This is a genomic window from Lutibacter sp. (assembly GCF_041555395.1).
GTDB lineage: Bacteria > Bacteroidota > Bacteroidia > Flavobacteriales > Flavobacteriaceae > Lutibacter.
Genome location: NZ_JBFFKM010000018.1, coordinates 1 through 22018, shown reverse-complemented (window position 1 = coordinate 22018; position 22018 = coordinate 1). Strand labels below are relative to the sequence as shown.

The window sequence follows — 22018 nt, the reverse complement described above, 5'->3', positions numbered from 1 at the left end:
ATAAATTAAGTAAATAATGCTACATAAAAAACTTAAAAACACCATGGCTTCTTTAAAACCAGAAGCTATTTCCAACGAACGCAAAATAACATTGCAGCCGTTAATAGATTATATCCAATCTAAAGTTACTTCAAACAAAAACGCAAATCTAAATTTTATTTGTACGCACAATTCGCGCAGAAGTCATTTATCGCAAGTTTGGGCGCAGGCAGCAGCGCATTTTTACCAACTAAAAAATATTTATTGCTACTCGGGCGGAACAGAAGCCACGGCGTTATTTCCAATGGCTGCTAAAACATTGGAGCAGGCAGGTTTTGAAATTGTAACCTTATTGGAAGGTAAAAACCCTGTATATTCCATTAAATATGCAGAAAACACACCTCCTATTATTGGATTTTCAAAAACTTTTGACCATCCATTCAATCCGAAAAATGAATTTGCAGCGGTAATGACCTGTTCCCATGCCGACGCCAATTGTCCGTTTATTCACGGAGCTGAAAAACGCATTCCCGTGAAATATGATGACCCGAAAGAATTTGACAACACACCGCAACAGGCAGAAAAATATCAAGAAAGAAGTAACCAAATTGCAGCTGAAATGTTGTATGTTTTTTCAAAAATTAGTCAATTAAAGAAAATAGGCAATAGTTAGATATTAGAAGGAAATAGGCAATAGGTAATAGGCAATGCGCAATAGGCAATAGGCAATAGGCAATCGGTAATAGGTAATTAGCTGATCAAAGAATAGAAAATAGAGATAAGTTTATGGAAATAAACAACTTTCAAACTTTTTAACAAATAAATAGTTACACAATTAAGCAATTAAACGATTCAACATTAAATTATGAAAAAATTAAGCTTCCTCGACAGTTATTTAACCTTATGGATATTTATTGCCATGGCTTTTGGTGTAGGAATTGGCTATTTTGTTCCTTCATTTCCAGCTCTTATCAATTCTTTTAGCAGCGGCACCACTAATATTCCCATTGCCATTGGTTTAATTGTAATGATGTACCCACCTTTGGCAAAAGTAAATTACGCACTGCTGCCAAAAGTATTTAAAAATGTAAAAATTCTTTCCATTTCCTTGCTGTTAAACTGGATTATCGGACCCGTATTGATGTTTATCCTAGCCATTACATTTTTACAGGATTACCCTGAATATATGGTCGGATTAATATTAATTGGCCTGGCACGTTGCATTGCCATGGTTTTGGTTTGGAATGATCTGGCCGAAGGCAGCAGTGAATATGGAGCCGGTTTGGTGGCCTTAAACAGTGTTTTTCAGGTATTTGCCTACAGTTTTTATGCATGGTTATTTATAACCGTACTTCCGCCCTATTTTGGTTTTGAAGGCGCCATTGTTGATATCTCCATTGCAACTATTGCAGAAAGTGTGGCTATTTATTTAGGAATTCCATTTGTTTTGGGTATTTTGAGTCGGTTGATTTTGGTAAAATTGAAAGGTGAAAATTGGTACAACAAAAAATTCATTCCAACCATATCTCCATTAACATTAATTGCTTTGCTGTTTACCATTGTGGTGATGTTCTCCTTAAAAGGCGAATTGATTGTTGAAATTCCCATGGATGTGCTGATAATCGCCATACCATTGCTCATCTATTTTACGATCATGTTTCTTATTGGTTTCTTCGTTACCAAAGCAATGGGCGCCACTTATGATAAAACAGCCGCAGTTGCCTTTACTGCAGCCGGAAACAATTTTGAATTGGCGATTGCTGTCGCCATTGCAGTTTTCGGATTAAACTCCGGACAGGCATTTGCAGGTGTCGTTGGACCTTTGGTTGAAGTCCCTGCCTTAATTATATTGGTGAGGGTTTCTTTTTGGCTGAAGAAAAAGTATTTCAAGAAAAAAAATTGAGAAACAAAAAAACCAGGGAAATTACCTGGTTTATTTTCTTGTAACTAGCTTAGTATGTATTATAATTTTCGCATTTGGTCAACCATTTTTACAAATTTAAAATAGTCATCTAAACAAAATACAAATCAAATATATCGAATTTTAGATTACAAAAGTCATTTATTTCAAATTCATTTTAATAATTTGTTTTTATAACAAGCTTATTTAAGGCATATTGACTTTTTTTTAGTCATTTGTCTTCAGTTAAATTGAAAGGTTCAAAAACAAAAAAAACAAGCAAATTGCCTGGTTTTCATTAAAGATAAATACTTGTTTTCTATAAATAATCTCGCCAAATTGGCAAGGTAAACTTAAATTCGCTTCCTTCATTAACAACACTTTCTACCCAAATTTTACCGTCGTGGCTTTCCACAAAATCCTTGCATAAAATTAATCCCAATCCTGATCCTTGTTCATTAGATGTTCCTATACTAGAGTTTAGTTCTTTAACACTAAAAATAGCTTCAATTTCAGTCTCCATAACCCCTACTCCATTATCATTTACAGTAATTTCAACAAAATCATTTTTAAGGGTTGAATAAATTTGTATTTCGCCCATAGGTTGGGTAAATTTTATGGCATTTGAAATTAAATTTCTTAGAATAGTGTCTAACATATTCTTATCGGCTTTAACAAAAATTGTGTTATCAACAGTATTTGAAATAGTGATGTCTTTATTAATGGCCTGAATTTCCAAAAATGAAACCACATCTGTTACTTGTTGTGCCACGTTAATCTTTTTCGGATTAAATTTTAAATTACCCGATTGTGAATTTGCCCAAATAAGCAGATTCTCGAGTAAATTGGAAACTTTTGCCGTTGAACCTTTAATTATTTTTAACAATTTTATTCGTTTTGTTTCATCATAGTTATCATTATTTTCAATCATAAGTTCTGTAAAACCAGCTATTGAATTAAATGGATTTTTTAAATCATGAGCAATAATGGAGAAAAATTTATCTTTTGTGACATTAAGTTGTTTTAATTTTTCGCTTTGCCCATAAATTTCATCTTTCATTTTATTCACCTGGTAATTTTTATACTCGAGCAAATTAAAAGCTTTTCTTTTAGAAGTGTTTTGATGAATCAATAAAATAAGTAGCAATGCAAAAATGACAATACCAATAATTAAAAAATGAGAATACCTTTTCTCATTCTCATATTTCAACTTGGCAATTTCATTTGATTTAGATAAATCAACTATGGTGTACTGTGATTTTTCTAAATCGTTCAAGGTATTGAATAATTTAATCTTTTTAACCCTGTCCATTTTTGTTAAACTATCTCTTATGGCTGAATAATCTTTTATATGTTTTAAAGCCATCTCATTGTTCCCCAACCCCTCATAGGCTACGGAAGCGTTCAATAAATTTTCTAATTTATAGTCTAAATTACCTATTAAATCGGCTATTGCATAACTTTCTCTTGCAGCATAAATGGCACCTTGATAATTTTTTTGTTTATTTTTTACATCTGAAATATTTAAAAGCGCTAAAGACTGTAAATCCTTTTCATCAATATCATCGGCAATTTTTAAAGCTTTGTAAAGATATTCAAGTGCTTCTTTATATTGTTTCAAATTAATATAGCAATCGCCAATATTGTTGTAATTGATGGCAATGCCATATTGATCTGCCAATTCTTCCTCAATTGCAATAGATTTTTTATAGTACTTTAGGCCTTCTTCTACCTTCCCATTATCAGCCAATGTATTTGCTATATTTGTATAGCTGGTTGAAATCCCATATTTATCGTTCAGCTTCTCATAAATGAGCAATGCATCCCTAAAATATTTTTCAGCCAAATTGTAATTTCCCTCTTCATAATATAAGTTCCCAATGTTTGTGTAGCTTGACGCAATACCCCATTGATTTGAAATTTCCCTATTAAGTGATAATGATTTTAAATAATATTCGATAGCCTTATCCTCAGCATATAACTTGGAGTAATTGTAGCCAAGAGAATTGTATACATAGGCTATTTCTTTTTTATTACTCAGTTTTTCAAAAACAGATAAAGATTTATTATAATTATCAATGGCGTCTTTGTAGTTAGCTGTTTTTTCATGATAATATCCAGTTCTATTTAAAGTTTGGGCAATTTTAGATTGATCACCTGCCTTTATTGCCAATACCAAAGCTTTGGATAAATTAACAAAAGCGGAATCTGTATTACTATTGAAATAAAGTTTTGCGATTTTTAAGTGAATTGATACTTTTGAGGTATCAATCAATTCTTGTTGAAGCGCCTTTTTTAATTTAACTATTTCATTGGTTTCCTGCCCAATTAAAAGTGTAGAAAAACCAAAAAAAAATAAAATTATTAATTTATTTTTCATTTATTTATTTTATCGAGACTCTGAAAAAATATTTAATTTGTAGTATAGCAATTGATTTCTAACAAATTATAATTACAAATTTAATGTAAATTTTTTAACTTAGAAAATAGAATGACACTATTTAATATATAAAATGCAATAAAAAACTAATGAACGTCGTTAATTAACACATATTTGGTGAATGAAATGTCAAATATTTAATTACCTTTTCTTTTTAATTCAAGTTTTTAAACATCACATAGTGTTCGCCAACATAAGAAATCTCAAATTTTTTACCAAAGGTTTGAAATCCTTGTTTTTGGTAAAAATTCAAAGCCGCAATTCGCGCATTACACCATAAAACAGCTATGTTTTTTTTCCTTAAAATTACAAAGGCTTGTTGTAACATCAATTTCCCGGCACCAGAACCTTGATATTCTGATAAAGTGGCCATTCCCCTGAGTTGGTATTGACTTCCTTCAAAATTCGGATTGCTTGCTTTCATAAAACTGGAAACCGCAATAAGCTCATCGTTTTTAAAAGCCCCAAAATGTATGGTATCTGTATCAAAATCGCCATTAAATTCATGAGGCAGCGGAATGTTTTTCCGCAAAACCTCCAACCTTATTGGAAACGTATCCTGAACCGAAATTTCTTTAATATGTATCATTTCATAAACCTTTACTTATTTAATTGAATAGAATTATTCACATAAATATGGAAAGAATTCTTTTTCTGAAATTATTTCCATACTATTGACATGAATGATGCTAATTTACTATTAATATGGAACATCTTGAAATTAAATTAATTGAGAAAGAAAATATATTTACCATTTTACCTCTGCTAAGAGAATTGAACACAAATACCTCAGAAATTATCTTAAAAAAACGATTGTTAGAAATGACAACACAACATTATAAGTGCATTGGTGTGTATTTAAAAGAGGAATTGGTTGGTATTTCTGGTTTATGGTTTTTGACGCGACACTATTCCGGAAAAACGGTTGAGCCTGATCATGTGGTCATTGGAAAAAATAACAGAAATAAGGGATTGGGTAAAAAATTATTCGAATGGATTCACAATTACGCACAAAGTATTGGCTATGAAGCTTCTGAATTAAATACCTATATTGAAAATGAGAAATCACACCGGTTTTATGAAAATGAAGGCTATAAAAAATTAGGATACCATTATTTAAAAAAGTTTTAAAATTCTTAAAAAAACGTTTGTAATAGTCTAAAAGGATTGTATATTTGCCAGCGATTGCGAGAGTAGCTCAGTTGGTAGAGCTTCAGCCTTCCAAGCTGACTGTCGCCGGTTCGAGCCCGGTCTCTCGCTCAAAAAAAGCCAAACTTTCGTTTGGCTTTTTTTTTATAAAAATCTTTTTCCGAATACTAATAAAAGTACTATTGGTATCCCCAATAAAATCACGGTAGATGTACTTTGCAAAAACACTTCCGGGTGCACCAACAACATCAGCGCATATCCGCCAACTGAGCCTCCCAAATGCGCTGCATGCCCAATATTTCCCAATTTATTTTTCATGCCATAAATAGAATACACCAAATAACCAATACCAAAAATATAACCAGGAATTGGAATTGGCAGGGGAAACATAAAAAGTTGCATAGCTGGGTTTAATAAAATTGCTGCATAAATTATACCTGCAACCGCTCCTGAAGCACCTACTGCGGTATAATACAATTCTTTTTTATGATAGCTGAGTGTTAAAACGCTTCCCGCAACCAAACTGCCAAAATAAAGAATCAAAAATTTTAGAACACCAAGGTTGAGAATAATTTGTGGGGCAAAAATATATAAAACATACATATTTAAAATTAAGTGCATATAATCTACATGTAAAAATGCCGATGAAAACATTCTTACTTTTTCACCTCTTATAATGGCGCCTATTTGAAATTTATATTTATCGAAAAATAAGTGATCACTAAAGCCTTTAATTGATATCATCACATTGGCAGCTATAATTATTAATAGAACGATATTTATATTCATGCTTTTAAATTTTAAATAGCGAAAGTATAAAAAAATGCCGATACCATTTCCTTGTTTATGCACCAATCAAAAAATATTCAAAAATTAAATACGATATTTGCACCCATATGATGCATTTATTGGTTTACATATTGATTTATCCGGTAATTTGGCTTATTTCCATGTTGCCCTTTAGCGTTTTATACGCTATTTCAGATGTTGTTTATTTGCTGGTTTATTACGTAATCGGCTACCGAAAAAAAGTTGTGTTAAATAATTTGAGACTGGCTTTTCCAGAAAAAACTGATGAAGAAATTGTTAAAATCCGTAAAAAGTTTTACCGCCATTTTGTCGATGTTTTTGTTGAAATGATAAAATCCTTCACCGTTTCCAAAGAAGAAGTTTACAAAAGGTATAAGTACACAAATCTTGAATTATTTGATGAATTGTATAAGGATGGCAAAAGTGTAATTCTCACAGGTCCGCATTATGCAAATTGGGAATGGATTATGAGTCTGGATTCCTTTGTGAAATATAAAGGATATGCGGCATTTACTAAAGTGAAAAACCCTTATTTAAATGAAAAAATATTAAGATCAAGAGCAAAATTTGGTACTAATTTAATACAGACTTCAAAAATAATTGCTGAAATTAAACACAACCATAAACACAATATTCAGGCGATGTACGGCTTGCTTAGCGATCAGTCGCCTCAACTGTCCAAAACATTTTATTGGAGTGAATTTTTAGGCGTGAAAGTGCCAATTCATACAGGTGCCGAAATGTTGGCAAAGAGATTCAAGATGAATATGGTTTATATAGAAACAAAGAAAATAAAACGAGGCTATTACGAAACTTCATTTAGTTTAATTTCCAATGAAACCGAAAAATATCCTGATTATAAATTGACCGATATTTTTACAGATAAAGTTGAAAAGCAAATTCGTACCCAGCCAGAATACTACTTTTGGACGCATAATCGGTTTAAACACTTGAATAAGGCTCCAAAATAACTGATAATTAATCAATCAGGAGCCAAAACTTTAATTATTTTTTCAAATTAAATTTAGCACCAAATACATAAATATTTTCAAAAAAAGTAAAATGCTGTGATGCTGAATCTGTTTTATTATTTGTCGTCCTAATATCACTCATATTAACATACCCGAATTTCACATTAGATTGAATAAAAAAGTATTTGAAAAATGTAATGTTTAATCCCACATGGGCAGAAAGCCCATAACCTGAAACTCATCGTAACGTTCTTTTCCCAATAAAGTAATATTTGTTTTAGGATACAATACACCTACTCCAATGCCTTCCGTTAAGTTAATGTCAATATTTTTTACAGGAAATTTAAACAATTATCTAAATTATCATATCTGCTAACCTCAACATTTACATAGTTTAAACCATCGGTATGGTATGCTCAAATAACAAAAAGTCACTAGTTAAAACAATATCATCATTATTATAAACACCATCAAAAGCTCCACCTTTATTTATATTTCCATTAATTTTTAAAGTTTGATTATTGCTCATTACATATTTCATATGATCTACAGCAATGGAGACTGTATAATTTTCTTTAAAGAAATATCCAATTCTAAAATTAGTTTGTGGAATAGTTATTTCATCAACTTTAAAATAATAAATACCAAAAGGTTTTGGTTTGTCTTTTGCATCCACATTTTCCAATGTAAAATTATAATTATCTCCTTTAAAAGTAATGTCTGAATTTGAGTAATTCCCTCTATTCCATCCCCAATAAGCAAAAAGCTTCCCTTTATTTGCTCCTGCATCATTATAATTTAGGTCTTGAGATTTTACTGCTTCTTGTTAAAAATCAATGGTACTGCTTAAAAAGAGTACGGTTAATATTAAATTTTTTATTTTATAGTTATGGACTCTATTTCCTTTATAAATCTGTTTGCCAATTCGTCGGCATTTTTTTGCGAAGTGCTCTCCGTATAAATCCTGATAATTGGCTCTGTATTTGATTTTCTTAAATGCACCCATTCAGTTTCAAAATTAATTTTCACCCCATCAATAGTAATAACATCTTCATTTTTATAATTTGAAGCGATGGTGCTCAAAATATTGTCAACATTAATTTGAGGTGTTAATTCAATTTTATTTTTACTCATAAAATAAGCAGGATAGCTGTCTCTTAATTGTTTACAAGATATTTTTAATGTGGCTAAATGTGATAAGAATAAAGCAACTCCCACCAAAGAATCTCTGCCATAATGAGATTCAGGATAAATAATGCCGCCATTTCCTTCTCCTCCTATAATTGCATTTGTTGATTTCATTAAAGCAACCACATTTACTTCACCAACAGCACTTGCCTGATACTTGCCACCATGTTTTAAAGTGACATCTCTTAAAGCTCTTGATGATGATAAATTAGACACCGTATTTCCTTTGGTTTTACCCAACACATAATCTGCACAGGCGACTAACGTATATTCTTCACCAAACATAGCACCGTCTTCACAAACAAGCGCAAGCCTGTCTACATCCGGATCAACCACAATTCCTAAATCAGCTTTTTCTTTAACCACAAGTTCTGATATATCGGTTAAATGCTCTTTTAAAGGCTCCGGATTGTGTGGAAATTCTCCATTAGGTTCACAATACAATTCAACACATTCTACACCTAATTTTGCTAATAAAGCAGGAATTGCAATACCGCCGGTAGAGTTAACCGCATCAACCACCACTTTAAATTTGGCCTTTCTTATGGCTTCAATATCAACCAATTCTAAATTTAGAACTTCTTGTATGTGTTTGTTAATATAATTTTTCTTTCTTTCATAAGTCCCTAAATCATCTACTTCAGAAAAAAGGTATGCATCATTCTCAGCAATTGACAACACCTCTTCACCATCTTCTGCATTCAAAAACTCCCCTTTTCCATTCAATAGTTTTAAGGCATTCCATTGTTTCGGATTGTGACTGGCAGTGATAATAATTCCTCCGTCGGCATGATCCAAGGTTACAGCAACTTCAACAGTTGGTGTTGTGGACAATCCGATATCTACAACATTTATTCCTAACCCCACAAGTGTATTGCTCACCAAACTACTTACCATTTTACCTGAAATTCGGGCATCTCTGCCTAAAATTATAGTAAGCTTTTCTTTATCTGTATGATTTTTAAGCCACATACCATATGCTGCAGCAAATTTAACAGTATCAATTGGGGTTAAATTATCACTTACTTTTCCTCCAATTGTACCTCTTATTCCTGAAATTGATTTAATTAGTGCCATCACTTAATTTTAGTAAACAAAGATAATTTTTATAGTTGTAATAAAAACAAAAAAGCTGTATCAAATTGATACAGCTTTTTAATATTTAAATGAAATTAGGCTTATTTACCTCCTTCCATTTTTTTCTTTAATGCAGCAAGATCACCACCTAAATCACCAAGAGTCGTTTTTTCTGCACTGTCAACACTTTTTTGTTGTGCTGCTTTTACATTTTTCTCTTCTTGAGCTTTAAAAATTGAGGTATGTGAAGCTACTACACGTCTAAATTCTTTGTTGAATTCAATTATTTTGAATTTTGCAACATCTCCTTTAGCCAATTTAGTGCCATCTTCTTTTACGATGAAACGACTTGGAACAAAAGCTTCAACACCATCTTCCAATGATACTATTAATCCTTTATCGCTTTTATCTTTTACCGTTCCTTCGTGAATTGAATCAATTGCAAATTTCTCTTCATGAGCATCCCAAGGATTTTCATTGGTTTGTTTGTGACCTAAATTTAATTTACGTCCTTCAACATCTAACTCTAATACTTGAACTTCCAATTTATCACCTACAGAAACGAAATCTGATGGGTGTTTAATTTTTTTAGTCCAAGAAAGATCAGAAATATAAACCAAACCGTCAATACCTTCTTCCAATTCAACAAAAACACCAAAGTTTGTATAATTACGAACTGTTCCGGTGTGAACTGAACCTACAGGATATTTTTCAGCAATATTGGTCCAAGGATCTGGATGCAATTGTTTAATCCCTAAAGACATTTTTCTTTCTTCTCTATCTAAAGTCAATACTTGAGCTTCCACTTCGTCGCCAACAGACACAAAATCCTGAGCTGAACGTAAATGAGTAGACCAAGACATTTCAGATACATGTATTAATCCTTCAACACCTTTAGACACTTCAATAAAAGCACCGTAATCAGCGATTACTACTACTTTACCTTTTATAGTATCACCAACTTTAATATTTTCGTCTAGTGCTTCCCAAGGATGTTTGTTTAATTGTTTTAATCCTAACTGAATTCTGGTTTTCTCATCATCAAAATCAAGAATTACAACATTTAAGGTTTGATCTAATTCAACTACTTCACTTGGGTGATTGATTCTTGACCAAGATAAATCTGTAATGTGAATTAATCCATCAACACCACCTAAATCAACAAAAACGCCATATGAAGTAATGTTTTTAACAACACCTTCCAATACTTGACCTTTTTCTAATTTACCAATAATTTCTTTCTTTTGAATTTCAATATCAGCTTCAATAAGTGCTTTATGCGAAACCACAACATTTTTAAATTCATGATTGATTTTCACCACTTTGAATTCCATTGTTTTTTCAACATATTGATCGTAATCTCTAATTGGTTTCACATCAATTTGTGAACCTGGTAAGAATGCTTCAATTCCAAAAACATCTACAATCATACCACCACGAGTTCTGCATTTAACGAATCCGTTAACCACTTCACCTGTTTCGTGGGCACTATTTACACGATCCCAAGCTTTAATAACTCTTGCTTTTTTGTGAGATAATACCAATTGACCGGTATTGTCTTCTCTTTTATCAACCAAAACTTCAACCTTGTCTCCAACGGCTAAATTTGGGTTGTAACGAAATTCATTTAATGAAATAACCCCTTCAGATTTTGCATTGATGTCAATAATTGCTTCACGGTCTGTTTTTCTTATAACAATACCTTCAATTACTTCACGCTCACTAACTATTCCTAAGGTAACATCCAGTGCTGCTTCAAAGGCTTTTAAGTTTTCTGCATCAACAGCTTCAATACCTTCTTCGTACATGTGCCAGTCAAAATTCGCTAAAAATTCTTCCGGATTTACTTTTACAGCTTTTGGAGCTTCAACTGTTTCAGCTACTTCTTCTTTAGCAACTTTTTCAGCTTTTGGTGCTTTTGGAGCTTCAACTGTTTCAGCTACTTCTTCTTTAGCAACTTTTTCAGCTTTTGATGATTTTTCAGCTTTTGGTGCTTTTTCAGCCTCAACTGTTTCCGTTACTTCTTCTGGAGTTTCTGTTTGGGCTTTCGCCGCTGTTTGATTTACTTCAGTAGCATCATTTTGCTCTTCAGTTTTTTTTGTTTCTTCAGACATACTTGCTGATGATAATTATTTGTATCTTATTGTTATTCAGATTTTTATACGATAATAACGCAAAGAGTTGGTTTACATTATTTTTTCTCTCATCCCTTTTAAAATCTGCTCTCGTTAAAAGGAGTGCAAATTTAGTAATTTTATTTTATTATAACAACAAGTATTTACGCTACTTTAATTATAATTTGCTAAAAATCATTATATTGATACCCTAAAAAATCATAACTAATATGAAAAAATTAATTTATTATCTATTACCTATTCTAATTGTAGCTTGTAATAGCAAAACAAAAGAAGCTGACAATTCTGTCAAAAATCTTAAAGAGTACTCTATTAATCAATTCATGGATAATGAATCTGTTAATGGCGGAAGCTTTTCACATGACAAATCTAAATTACTAGTTACAAGTAATAGAACTGGAGTCTTCAACATGTTTACGATATCAACAAAAAATGGTGAATTTACACCTGAATCCAAGTCGGATAGTTCTTCCGTTTTCTCAATTTCATACTTCCCTAATGATGATAGGATTCTATTTCGTATGGATGATAACGGAAATGAATTACATCATATTTATATGAAGGACTCAACCAAAGTAACAGATTTAACACCTTATAAGGGATCTACGTCTAGTTTTTTCGGTTGGGCAAAAGACAATGAAAGCTTCTTTTTCGGATCAAATAATAGAGATCATCGGTATATAGATGTTTATGAAATGAATATCAATACTTTTCAGTCAAAATTACTTTTTGAAAATAAAGAAGGTTATAATTTTAATGGTTTATCAAACGATAAAAATTACCTAGCTCTTAGTAAAACTGTAAACACTAATGATAGTGATTTGTTTATTTATAACCTAAATAATAAAACATTTACAAAAATTAATGAAAATTTAAGCTCAAATTCTGCCTCGGATTTCAGTATAGATAGCAAATATCTATATTTTACAACTGACGATAATTCAGAGTTTTCTTATCTTATGAAATATAATATTGAAACAAAAACAAAAGAAAAGGTATTAGAAAAATCATGGGATATAACTTCAAGCTATTTTAGTTACAATGGAAAATATCAAATAACTTCAATAAATGAAGATGCTAAAACAAAGGTATTTATTAATGATACAGAAACAGGAAATGACATAAAATTACCAACTTTTGATAACGGAAGTATTATTGGAGTTAAATTTTCTAGAGATGAAACTCAAATACTATTTTATGTAGGAGGATCAAACTCCCCTTATAATCTATATGTTTATGACATAGCCAGTAAAAAAGCTAAAAAACTTACTGATGTGCTTAATAAAGATATTGACCCAACGCATATGGTCAATTCAAAAGTTATTCGATTCAAATCGTTTGACGGCATAGAAATTCCGGCAATTTATTATGCTCCTCATCAAGCAAATAAGAACAATAAAGTACCAGCACTTGTAATGGTTCATGGAGGTCCAGGAGGACAATCTGGCCAATACTACAGTCCTCTTGTGCAATATTTAGTTAACCATGGTTACGCAATTTTAGCTGTTAATAATAGAGGAAGTAGTGGGTATGGCAAAACTTTCTTTCAAATGGATGATTTAAATCATGGAGATAAAGACTTAAAGGATTGTATTGAAGGTAAAAACTGGTTGGCTGAACAAAAAATTATTGATTCAGAAGCTATTGGTATTATGGGTGGCTCGTATGGTGGCTTTATGACTATGGCTGCTCTTACATTCGCACCTGATGAATTTGACGTTGGGGTTAATTTATTTGGAGTTACAAATTGGTTAAGAACTTTAAAAAGTATTCCGCCTTATTGGGAAGCTTTTAGAGTAGCTTTATATAAAGAATTAGGTGATCCATATTCGGCAGATTCTATAAGATTACATAAAATTTCTCCTTTATTTCACGCGGAAAACATTACCAAACCACTTATTGTGCTTCAAGGTACTCAAGACCCGAGAGTGTTAAAAGTTGAATCTGATGAAATTGTTGCTGCAGCAAAGAAAAACAATGTTCCTGTTGAATATGTGCTATTTGAAGATGAAGGTCATGGTTTTGTAAAAAAAGAAAACCAAATAACTGCCTATGGAAATATACTGAAATTTTTAGATACTTATTTAAAGAAAACGGAAATTCCCGTTAAACAATAATAAAAAAATCTTTAACTCGCTCACGGCTTATAATAATTTCTGAATTTTTGTAACTGCAATTTTAAACTATAAAATAGAAAGCCTGAAACCTTAAATGGATATTTTAACCTTAATTAATAATTAAAACACTTTTAAAAAAACACTAACATTCATCATATTATTATATTAAAAAGTTTGTACTTTTATAAAACTTTTAATAAAAACCATTGAATTATGAAAATATACGATGATAAACACATTAAAAACGTTGCTTTTGTTGGCGCCCATAAAAGTGGCAAAACAACATTAGCAGAAACAATGCTCTTTGAAGCCGGATTAGTCAGCCGCCGTGGTAGTGTTGAAAATAAAAACACTGTTTCCGACTACCACGCAATTGAACATGAGAGAGAAACTTCCGTTTTTGCCACACCCCTTCACACAGAATGGCGCAACTACAAAATAAACATTATTGACACTCCCGGTTTAGATGATTACATTGGTGAAATTGCTTCAACAATGCATGTTACCGATTCTGTTGTAATGGTAATAAATGCACAATACGGCGTAGAAGTTGGCACAGAAATAATATGGGATTATGTAGACCGATTTTCGCGCCCAACCTTGTTTGTAATCAACCAAATAGACCATCCAAGCGCAGATTTTGACGAAAGCTATAAAAGCATTATTGAATTAGTGGGTAAAAATGTGGTTAAAGTGCAATATCCGTTGGTTATTGATGGCGCTCAATGCATTATTGATGTGCTAAAAATGAAAATGTATAAATTTGGACCTCAAGGAGGAAAACCTGAAAAACTGGAAATTCCTGCCAATCAAAAGGATCATGCCGCTGAACTGCAAAATGAGTTGATTGAAAAAGCTGCTGAAAATGACGAAAATTTGATGGAACTTTATTTTGATAAAGGCACCCTTAATGAAGATGAAATGCGAGAAGGAATTAAAAAAGGAATGCTAAACCATGAATTGTTTCCTGTATTTTGCATTTCAGCTTTAAATGATATGGGTACTGGTCGTTTAATGGGATTTATTGACAATGTCGCCCCATCTGCAGCCGATTTAAAAACTGAGCAAAGTATTGAAGGTAAACCTATTGAATGTAAAGTTAATGCACCAACCGTACTTTTTGTCTTTAAAACTGTGTTTGAACCTAACTTGGGGCAAATTAGTTTCTTTAAGGTGAAATCGGGAGAAATTAAGCAAAATGACAAGCTGGAAAATTCCAGAAACAGTGAAATTGAAATCGTAAATCAGCTCTATATTATGGATGGCAAAAATCGGGAACTGGTTGAAAAATTAAGTGCCGGAGATATTGGAGCCACTTTAAAATTAAAATTTACCGAAACAAATGACACCCTCAGAACAAAAGGCTGTGACATTACCGTAAAACCTATTGACTATCCTGAAACTAGAATTACTAAAGCTGTAAGAGCTTCTGATAAAAACGATGATGAAAAACTAAACGAAGCGCTTAAAAAGATTCATAGTCAGGATCCAACAGTAATCGTTAAGTATTCATCGGAATTAAAACAACTTATTTTATCCTGTCAGGGTGAATTGCATTTAGCAACAATTGACTGGATTTTACAAAACACTTATGGCATAAAAGCAGTTTTTGAACAACCTAAAATCGCCTATCGAGAAACCATACAACGTTCGGCAACTACGAGTTATAAACACAAAAAACAATCTGGAGGTTCAGGCCAGTTTGGAGAAGTCCATATTAAAATTGAGCCCTGGTTTGAAGGAATGCTGGAACCTGAAGGATTTAACATAAGAGGAAAAGAAGAAATTAGCCTGGATTGGGGCGGAAAATTAATATTCTATAACTGCATTGTTGGAGGTGTAATTGATGCGCGTTACTTACCTTCTGTTTTAAAAGGAATTTTAGAAGTCATGGAAGAAGGTCCTTTAACCGGATCTTATGCCAGAGACGTTAGGGTAATGCTTTTTGACGGTAAAATGCATGCGGTGGATTCTAATGACATTTCATTTAAAATTGCTGGAGCTCATGCTTTTAAAGAGGCCTTTTTAAATGCCAAACCTAAATTACTGGAACCAATTAATGAACTTTCCGTAAAGGTTCCCGAAGAATTAATGGGTAATGTCATGACCGATTTACAATCGCGCAGATCCATAATTTTAGGGATGGACAGTGAAGGTAAATATCAAACCATTAGAGCTAAGACACCTTTAGCAGAAATGTATAAATATTCAACAACGTTGCGTTCCATTACGCAAGGCCGAGGAAGTTTTAGCACTAAATTTTCAAATTTTGAATTGGTACCTACCAACGTCCAAGAAATACTGGTGAAAAAATAACGCTTATTTTTATAAAAGCAAAGACTCGTCTGTTTAATGCAAATGGACGAGTCTTCTAGTAAAAAAACCAATTAATATTTATTAATTCAATTAATTTTTATAATTCTTAAAGTTTTAGATGGTTATTAAACAATAAATTTTAAAAAAATCAAATATCAATTGACTGACAATATAATAATTTTTTTTTACCAAACAAAGTTATGTCGCTAAAAATTAGCATATAACCCCTTGACAATGCAATTATTGACGTGTTTTATTGTATTTAATTCAATGAAAAAATTATATATTTCATTATTTATTCATCAATGATAAATCTGTATCTTTGCACCATAATATATTTTCATGAAACTAATCTTTATTACAATTGCCCTATTAGCTATTGGTGTTGCAGGAATAGCAATTAAACTTTGGGCGAAAAAAGACGGTAAATTTGCAGGAACCTGCGCAAGTCAAAATCCACATTTAAACAAAGACGGAGAACCCTGCGGATACTGCGGAAAACTACCAGATCAATGTGAAAATAAATAAGATATGCTCGAATATCTATTTATTGCTTTTATAGTAATTTTTTGTATTCAGTTTATTTATTACATTTTCATTTTTGGCTCTTTTTCTATTTCTAAAATAAAACCATCCGAAAACAAATTCAACCTGCCTGTTTCAGTCATTATTTGCGCTAAAAATGAGGCCAAAAACTTAACTAAAAACCTACCGCTTTTCCTAAAACAAAATTACAAACAATTTGAATTGGTTTTAATTAATGATTGCTCCCGTGACCGCACTTTAAAGATTATGGAGCAGTTTAAAAAAGAAACTTCAATCCCTGTAAAAATTGTAAATATTGAGGCAAATGAGCAATTTTGGGGAAGCAAAAAGTATGCACTTACTTTAGGCATTAAAGCAGCCTCGCATGAACATTTATTATTTATTGATGCCGACTGTATTCCTGTTTCTGAAAGCTGGATAACTGAAATGGTCAATAATTTCAGTAATGAACATCAAATTGTATTGGGCTATGGTGCTTATAAAAAAATAAAAAAATCATGGCTGAACAAACTTATTCGGTTTGAAAGCCTATTAACGGCCATTCAATATTTTGGCTATGCAAAAACCGGAATTCCTTATATGGGCGTTGGCCGAAATTTAGCCTATACAAAATCGATTTTTTTTAAGGTAAACGGTTTCGCAAATCATATGCATATTAAATCGGGTGATGACGATTTATTTATTAACCAAGTGGCAACAAAAAAAAATACAGCTATTTCCTGTTCACAAAACAGCTTTACCGAATCCGTCCCAAAAACAAACTTTAAAGATTGGATTCATCAAAAGAGAAGACATATTTCAACTGCATCTTTATATAAACCCGCACATAAATTTTTACTGGGCTTGTTTTTCATTTCACAATTGTTATTTTGGATTTTAGGTACTATACTGTTATGTTTGCTTTATAAATGGCAGTTTGTTGTAATTTTGGTTTTTGTCCGAATCCTGTTTTTGTATTTGGTTGTTGGTTATTCTGCAAAAAAATTAAATGAAAGAGATTTAATACTGCTTATTCCTTTTTTCGAAATATTTTTAATTTTGATACAAATGTTTATCTTTATAAAAAATATGATTTCAAAACCCACACATTGGTAAATAAAAACAATGATATTACCGATTTAATTGAAAAAGCAAGAAAAAAAGACCAAAAGGCTTTTAACACATTGCTAAATACTTATTGGAGTGATGTTTATCGTTTTCAATTGTCAAAAGTTGAAGACGAAGACGAAGCTGAAGACATCACCATAAAAACCTTTTCAAAAGCATTTGATAAAATTGACTTATATAACGAAAGTTACAATTTTAAAACCTGGTTGATTTCAATTTCAAAAAATATTTTTTTAGATCATTTGAGAAAACAACGTACAGAAACCATTTCAATAAACAAAAAGCAATCTGAGGCGTATAAAATTTCAGATGAAACTCCGTCTGCTGAAGATCAGCTAATTATCGATCAAAATTTAGCGCAATTACTAAACTATTTAAAGCAGTTAAAACCACATTATCAGGAAATTATAAATCTGCGCTATTTTAGGGAAATGAGTTACAAGGAGATGGCCGAAGTATTAAATCAACCTATGGGCAATATCAAAATAAAGTTATCAAGAGCGAAAAAATTATTGGCAGAAATCATTAAAAAATCTACTGAAAGTTGATTTCAAAGAAATCGAATTGGCTTAAAAAATTAGGTCCGGGCATTCTTTTTGCCGGAGCTGCAATTGGAGTTTCCCATTTGGTGCAATCCACTCGAGCCGGTGCCGATTTTGGTTTCGGATTGGTTTGGGCGTTGGTTTTAATTCATATTATAAAATACCCCTTTTTTCAGTTTGGTCCAAGATATGCAACTGCAACAGGCGAAAGCTTATTGGATGGGTATAAAAGGCTAGGAAAGGGCGTGCTGCTTGCCTATTTTATTTTAAATCTAGCTACTATGTTCACCATTCAGGCAGCAGTAACTGTTGTAACAGCAGGATTGGCAGCAAATTTATTCGGAGTCACTACTAATCCGGTAATTTGGAGCACCATAATTACGCTCATTTGCCTTACAATATTAATTATTGGACGTTATAATTTGCTCGACAAATTGATGAAATTAATCGTGATTACCTTAACTTTGAGTACCATTATTGCTTTAATTGTGGCGGCTGTTAATTCTACAAACACACAAAGTTTCGTGCAAATTATTCCAAAAGGAACTGTTGAAGTCGGATTTTTAATTGCTTTTTTAGGATGGATGCCTGCCCCACTCGATGTCTCTATTTGGCAATCGCTCTGGGCACTTGAAAAACAGAAAGACAAATCCAATGAGTTCACTGTAAAACAGGCGATTTTTGACTTTAACATCGGATTTCTGAGCACTATAGTACTGGGTATTTGCTTTGTTGCATTAGGCGCCATAGTCATGTTTAATTCCGGCGAAACATTTAGTTCAGGGGCTGTTCAATTTTCCGAACAACTCATCACTCTTTACACTAAAAATTTAGGACCGGAAATGTATATTTTTATTGCTGCCGCTGCCTTCACCACAATGTTTAGCACTACGCTCACTACGTTAGACGCATCACCAAGAGCCATGACAAAGGCTTTCGACTTACTAACCGATAAATCGTATAAAAATATGTACTGGTTTTGGATTTCTTTTTTGGCAATTGGCACTATTTCTATACTGGTTTTCTTTAAGTCGGAAATGGGTTTCTTAGTAAAAGTCGCAACAATTTTATCGTTCTTAACGGCGCCTTTTTTTGCCATAATGAATTATATCTTAATTTCCGGTAAACATACGCCCGAGGAATGGCGACCATCTATTAGGCTTAAAATACTAAGTTGGTTTGGTATTTTGTTTTTAATTGGTTTTAGCACCTGGTATCTTTCTAGTTTATAATTTCTTTGTATTTTTGCAATCTATTTTGATTTAAAATGACACAAGAAACCACTTCATTGCCAAATAAAATTCAAAAACCTGCATGGTTGCGTGTTAAGCTGCCAGTTGGAAAAAAATATACTGAATTACGGAATTTAGTTGATAAATATAAATTAAATACCATTTGCACCAGCGGAAGCTGTCCGAACATGGGTGAATGTTGGACAGAGGGTACGGCTACCTTTATGATTTTAGGAAATACCTGCACACGTTCGTGCGGATTTTGCGGTGTAAAAACAGGCAGGCCTGAAACTGTTGATTGGGAAGAACCTGAAAAAGTGGCACGCTCCATAAAACTGATGAAAATTAAACATGCGGTAATCACTTCAGTTGACAGAGACGATTTAAAAGATGGTGGATCCATTATTTGGGCTGAAACCATTAATGCCATTAGAAGGGCCAATCCTGAAACCACACTTGAAACCTTAATTCCCGATTTTCAAGGGAATAAAACCAATATTGACCGAATTTTAGCGGTTGCTCCCGAAGTAATTTCCCATAATCTGGAAACTGTCAGACGCTTAACGCGCGAAGTCAGAATACAGGCAAAATATGACCGCAGTCTGGAAGTTTTAAAATATATGAAAGATCAAGGGCATCGCAGAACAAAATCGGGCATTATGCTTGGTTTGGGTGAAACTGAGGAAGAAGTAATAGAAACTATGCAAGATTTGGCAAATGCCAAAGTGGATGTTTTAACCATTGGTCAATATTTACAACCAAGCAAAAAACACTTGCCCGTGATTGAATTTATTAATCCTGAACAATTTATTAAATACAAAGAAATAGGTATGACAATGGGCTTTAAATATGTCGAAAGTGGCGCTTTAGTAAGGTCTTCTTATAAAGCACAGCGACATTTGGAATAATTGTCAGTTAATTTTTTTATGTGCCAGAAACTTTAAAATTTAATTACACAGGACTTTAACAATGGGCCCGTGTATTCAGTCATTATCCGCTAATAACGAATATATTTACCTCTAAATAAACCATTTAGCCTTATTTCACTTTAACTATAAATTAACCATACATCTCTAATCTTGGTATATGAATTGCAATAAATTAGATGTAGCAAAGTTTAGTAACCTTTGTTATCATTCTTAGTAAGTTTGGTTAGTATGAAAAAAAGTGCCTTTCGGCACTTTTTTCTGTTTAATCTAACTTCCATTATATTAAATTTCTATTTAATCAGTGCTCCTTCTTCAAGTATAATAGGATAAACATAACCTTTTCCAAATTCTTTATCCAAAGCTACCTTTCCTTTAAAGATTACTGTATCACCAACTTTAACCAGTTCACTTGTAGTTATTGTTAAATCCCCTTTATTTTCAAACTTTGTACCGTCTACAATATGAACCCAGTTTTTATCCATAATGCCATTATTAACTTTCACTACTTGTCCTTTAACAATGATAGATTTTCCGGAAAATGATTTTTTATCTGAAAATAGTTCTCCTAAAGAAGTTCCGTTTGCTGGTTTCTCGATTTTTACATCAACATTAAATACAGGATTTGCATTTACATGTGGATTGGCTTGATTACTTTCAGCTGTTTTTTCAGTAGTTCTTATACCTTCAGCAAAAGTTATGACATCAAAAGTTTTTTCAAGTTGTTTACTCTCAAAATCCTTCATCAACATACCTCCATCATAATAATAAGTATCGCCTACTTTTACCTGTGTATTCGGTATTGCCATCCAATAGGTATTTCCATTTTCATCAACATTTAAATAGGTGTAAGTACCGCCATCCACAGATTCCTTCACCACAATTTTATGAACATCTGATTTAGCGGCTGTTGTTTCGTTATTTATTTTTGAATAGTTTCCTTTATCCTTGCAACTAACCAACATAAGTACGCTAAAAAGCACTGTAAATAATTTCATTTTATTTTTCATTTTATTTAATTTAATTTTTTGTAAAAGTAACTATTATTACACATATACAATATGATTTTAATCACCATTTTATGACCGATAAATTATTGTTTTTAAGATAGTTATTTGTTTCACTGAAATGTTTGTTCCCAAACCAATACCCTCGGTTTGCACTTAAAGGAGAAGGGTGTCCGCATGTGAGTACGCAATGCTTCTTTTGGTCAATTTTTTTACCTTTCTTTTTGGCGTAACCACCCCACAATAAAAAAACAACATGTTCCTTTTTTTCTGAAATAATTGTAATTACTGCATCCGTAAATTGTTCCCACCCTTTATTTTGATGAGAACCCGCATTTTTTGATTTTACCGTTAAAGTTGCATTCAATAAAAGTACGCCCTGTTTTGCCCAAAGCTCTAAATTTCCGCTTTCGGGATATGGAATTGACAAATCGTTCTCAATTTCCTTAAAAATATTTTTTAATGATGGCGGATGCGCAACACCATCATTTACAGAAAAACACAACCCGTGAGCCTGCCCTTCTCCGTGATAAGGGTCCTGGCCAATAATTACGACTTTTATTTCCTTAAAAGAGC

20 protein-coding genes and 1 tRNA gene are annotated in these 22018 nt (G+C 32.3%); 12 read left to right on the top strand and 9 right to left on the bottom strand.

The features are described 5' to 3' along the window. Positions 1 to 16 precede the first annotated feature (16 nt). Positions 17 to 652, top strand: a complete 636-nt coding sequence (locus tag ABY285_RS05805) for a low molecular weight phosphatase family protein (RefSeq protein WP_372767974.1) — start codon at positions 17 to 19, stop codon at positions 650 to 652. Between the two features lie 192 nt (positions 653 to 844). Then, the gene (arsB, locus tag ABY285_RS05800; RefSeq protein WP_372767972.1) at positions 845 to 1882 is read left to right on the top strand and encodes an ACR3 family arsenite efflux transporter; all 1038 of its coding nucleotides are present in this window, start codon (positions 845 to 847) and stop codon (positions 1880 to 1882) included. A 316-nt stretch (positions 1883 to 2198) separates the two neighbouring features. On the opposite strand, the gene ABY285_RS05795 is transcribed toward arsB, so the two are convergent. Continuing rightward, positions 2199 to 4259: a tetratricopeptide repeat protein gene (locus tag ABY285_RS05795; protein WP_372767970.1), complete on the bottom strand. Its 2061-nt coding sequence runs from the start codon at positions 4257 to 4259 to the stop codon at positions 2199 to 2201. A gap of 214 nt (positions 4260 to 4473) precedes the next feature. Continuing rightward, complete coding sequence (locus ABY285_RS05790; RefSeq protein ID WP_372767968.1) at positions 4474 to 4908, bottom strand: GNAT family N-acetyltransferase; 435 nt, start codon at positions 4906 to 4908, stop codon at positions 4474 to 4476. Positions 4909 to 5024: 116 nt separating this feature from the next. On the opposite strand from ABY285_RS05790, the gene ABY285_RS05785 reads away from it, so the two are divergent. After that, complete coding sequence (locus tag ABY285_RS05785; protein ID WP_372767966.1) at positions 5025 to 5450, top strand: GNAT family N-acetyltransferase; 426 nt, start codon at positions 5025 to 5027, stop codon at positions 5448 to 5450. 56 nt (positions 5451 to 5506) lie between these two features. Further along, positions 5507 to 5579: transfer RNA gene (locus ABY285_RS05780), tRNA-Gly, on the top strand. 33 nt (positions 5580 to 5612) lie between these two features. Here ABY285_RS05780 and ABY285_RS05775 read toward each other — a convergent pair. Then, positions 5613 to 6257 carry a rhomboid family intramembrane serine protease gene (locus ABY285_RS05775; RefSeq protein ID WP_372767964.1) on the bottom strand — a complete coding sequence of 215 codons (645 nt, stop codon included), beginning with the start codon at positions 6255 to 6257 and terminating at the stop codon, positions 5613 to 5615. A 107-nt stretch (positions 6258 to 6364) separates the two neighbouring features. Here ABY285_RS05775 and ABY285_RS05770 point away from each other — a divergent pair, with 107 nt between their 5' ends. Then, positions 6365 to 7249, top strand: coding sequence for a lysophospholipid acyltransferase family protein (locus ABY285_RS05770; protein ID WP_372767962.1), 885 nt, complete (start codon positions 6365 to 6367; stop codon positions 7247 to 7249). A gap of 201 nt (positions 7250 to 7450) precedes the next feature. Here the strand turns inward: ABY285_RS05770 and ABY285_RS05765 are convergent, their stop codons facing one another. The 4 genes from ABY285_RS05765 to rpsA form a co-directional block, all read right to left on the bottom strand. Beyond that, entirely contained in the window at positions 7451 to 7600 is a 150-nt protein-coding gene (locus tag ABY285_RS05765; protein WP_372767960.1) for a hypothetical protein, read from the bottom strand. Between the two features lie 43 nt (positions 7601 to 7643). After that, entirely contained in the window at positions 7644 to 7925 is a 282-nt protein-coding gene (locus ABY285_RS05760) for a hypothetical protein (protein ID WP_372767958.1), read from the bottom strand. A 200-nt stretch (positions 7926 to 8125) separates the two neighbouring features. Beyond that, positions 8126 to 9514 (bottom strand): phosphoglucosamine mutase, encoded by a 1389-nt coding sequence (glmM, locus tag ABY285_RS05755; protein WP_372767956.1) that lies wholly within the window; start codon positions 9512 to 9514, stop codon positions 8126 to 8128. Positions 9515 to 9615: 101 nt separating this feature from the next. Beyond that, entirely contained in the window at positions 9616 to 11322 is a 1707-nt protein-coding gene (rpsA, locus tag ABY285_RS05750) for a 30S ribosomal protein S1 (protein WP_372768009.1), read from the bottom strand. Between the two features lie 536 nt (positions 11323 to 11858). On the opposite strand from rpsA, the gene ABY285_RS05745 reads away from it, so the two are divergent. From ABY285_RS05745 to lipA, 7 genes are all read left to right on the top strand, one after another. Continuing rightward, positions 11859 to 13766, top strand: a complete 1908-nt coding sequence (locus ABY285_RS05745; RefSeq protein ID WP_372767954.1) for an alpha/beta fold hydrolase — start codon at positions 11859 to 11861, stop codon at positions 13764 to 13766. A gap of 213 nt (positions 13767 to 13979) precedes the next feature. Continuing rightward, the gene (locus ABY285_RS05740; protein WP_372767952.1) at positions 13980 to 16082 is read left to right on the top strand and encodes an elongation factor G; all 2103 of its coding nucleotides are present in this window, start codon (positions 13980 to 13982) and stop codon (positions 16080 to 16082) included. A 342-nt stretch (positions 16083 to 16424) separates the two neighbouring features. Further along, positions 16425 to 16610 carry a membrane or secreted protein gene (locus tag ABY285_RS05735; protein ID WP_372767950.1) on the top strand — a complete coding sequence of 62 codons (186 nt, stop codon included), beginning with the start codon at positions 16425 to 16427 and terminating at the stop codon, positions 16608 to 16610. 3 nt (positions 16611 to 16613) lie between these two features. Beyond that, a complete protein-coding gene (locus ABY285_RS05730; RefSeq protein ID WP_372767948.1) occupies positions 16614 to 17723 on the top strand; it encodes a glycosyltransferase in 1110 nt (369 codons plus the stop codon). After that, positions 17717 to 18283 carry an RNA polymerase sigma factor gene (locus ABY285_RS05725; protein WP_372767946.1) on the top strand — a complete coding sequence of 189 codons (567 nt, stop codon included), beginning with the start codon at positions 17717 to 17719 and terminating at the stop codon, positions 18281 to 18283. Before ABY285_RS05730 ends, ABY285_RS05725 begins: the two co-directional genes overlap by 7 nt. After that, positions 18280 to 19509: an Nramp family divalent metal transporter gene (locus ABY285_RS05720; protein WP_372767944.1), complete on the top strand. Its 1230-nt coding sequence runs from the start codon at positions 18280 to 18282 to the stop codon at positions 19507 to 19509. Before ABY285_RS05725 ends, ABY285_RS05720 begins: the two co-directional genes overlap by 4 nt. A 35-nt stretch (positions 19510 to 19544) precedes the next feature. Further along, positions 19545 to 20417 (top strand): lipoyl synthase, encoded by an 873-nt coding sequence (gene lipA, locus ABY285_RS05715; RefSeq protein WP_372767942.1) that lies wholly within the window; start codon positions 19545 to 19547, stop codon positions 20415 to 20417. Between the two features lie 311 nt (positions 20418 to 20728). Here the strand turns inward: lipA and ABY285_RS05710 are convergent, their stop codons facing one another. Together ABY285_RS05710 and ung are read right to left on the bottom strand one after the other, a co-directional pair. Beyond that, complete coding sequence (locus tag ABY285_RS05710) at positions 20729 to 21433, bottom strand: hypothetical protein (protein ID WP_372767940.1); 705 nt, start codon at positions 21431 to 21433, stop codon at positions 20729 to 20731. Positions 21434 to 21506: 73 nt separating this feature from the next. Further along, positions 21507 to 22018, bottom strand: a 512-nt coding sequence (gene ung / locus ABY285_RS05705) for a uracil-DNA glycosylase (protein ID WP_372767938.1), incomplete at its 5' end; no start/stop codon positions are given.

Bases quoted from the DNA above. Each gene is read 5' to 3' on its own strand.
- ABY285_RS05805 (WP_372767974.1), top strand. From the start codon at position 17: ATGCTACATAAAAAACTTAAAAACACCATGGCTTCTTTAAAACCAGAA.
- arsB (WP_372767972.1), top strand. From the start codon at position 845: ATGAAAAAATTAAGCTTCCTCGACAGTTATTTAACCTTATGGATATTT.
- ABY285_RS05795 (WP_372767970.1), bottom strand. From the start codon at position 4,259: ATGAAAAATAAATTAATAATTTTATTTTTTTTTGGTTTTTCTACACTT.
- ABY285_RS05790 (WP_372767968.1), bottom strand. From the start codon at position 4,908: ATGATACATATTAAAGAAATTTCGGTTCAGGATACGTTTCCAATAAGG.
- ABY285_RS05785 (WP_372767966.1), top strand. From the start codon at position 5,025: ATGGAACATCTTGAAATTAAATTAATTGAGAAAGAAAATATATTTACC.
- ABY285_RS05775 (WP_372767964.1), bottom strand. From the start codon at position 6,257: ATGAATATAAATATCGTTCTATTAATAATTATAGCTGCCAATGTGATG.
- ABY285_RS05770 (WP_372767962.1), top strand. From the start codon at position 6,365: ATGATGCATTTATTGGTTTACATATTGATTTATCCGGTAATTTGGCTT.
- glmM (WP_372767956.1), bottom strand. From the start codon at position 9,514: ATGGCACTAATTAAATCAATTTCAGGAATAAGAGGTACAATTGGAGGA.
- rpsA (WP_372768009.1), bottom strand. From the start codon at position 11,322: ATGTACGAAGAAGGTATTGAAGCTGTTGATGCAGAAAACTTAAAAGCC.
- ABY285_RS05745 (WP_372767954.1), top strand. From the start codon at position 11,859: ATGAAAAAATTAATTTATTATCTATTACCTATTCTAATTGTAGCTTGT.
- ABY285_RS05740 (WP_372767952.1), top strand. From the start codon at position 13,980: ATGAAAATATACGATGATAAACACATTAAAAACGTTGCTTTTGTTGGC.
- ABY285_RS05735 (WP_372767950.1), top strand. From the start codon at position 16,425: ATGAAACTAATCTTTATTACAATTGCCCTATTAGCTATTGGTGTTGCA.
- ABY285_RS05730 (WP_372767948.1), top strand. From the start codon at position 16,614: ATGCTCGAATATCTATTTATTGCTTTTATAGTAATTTTTTGTATTCAG.
- lipA (WP_372767942.1), top strand. From the start codon at position 19,545: ATGACACAAGAAACCACTTCATTGCCAAATAAAATTCAAAAACCTGCA.
- ABY285_RS05710 (WP_372767940.1), bottom strand. From the start codon at position 21,433: ATGAAATTATTTACAGTGCTTTTTAGCGTACTTATGTTGGTTAGTTGC.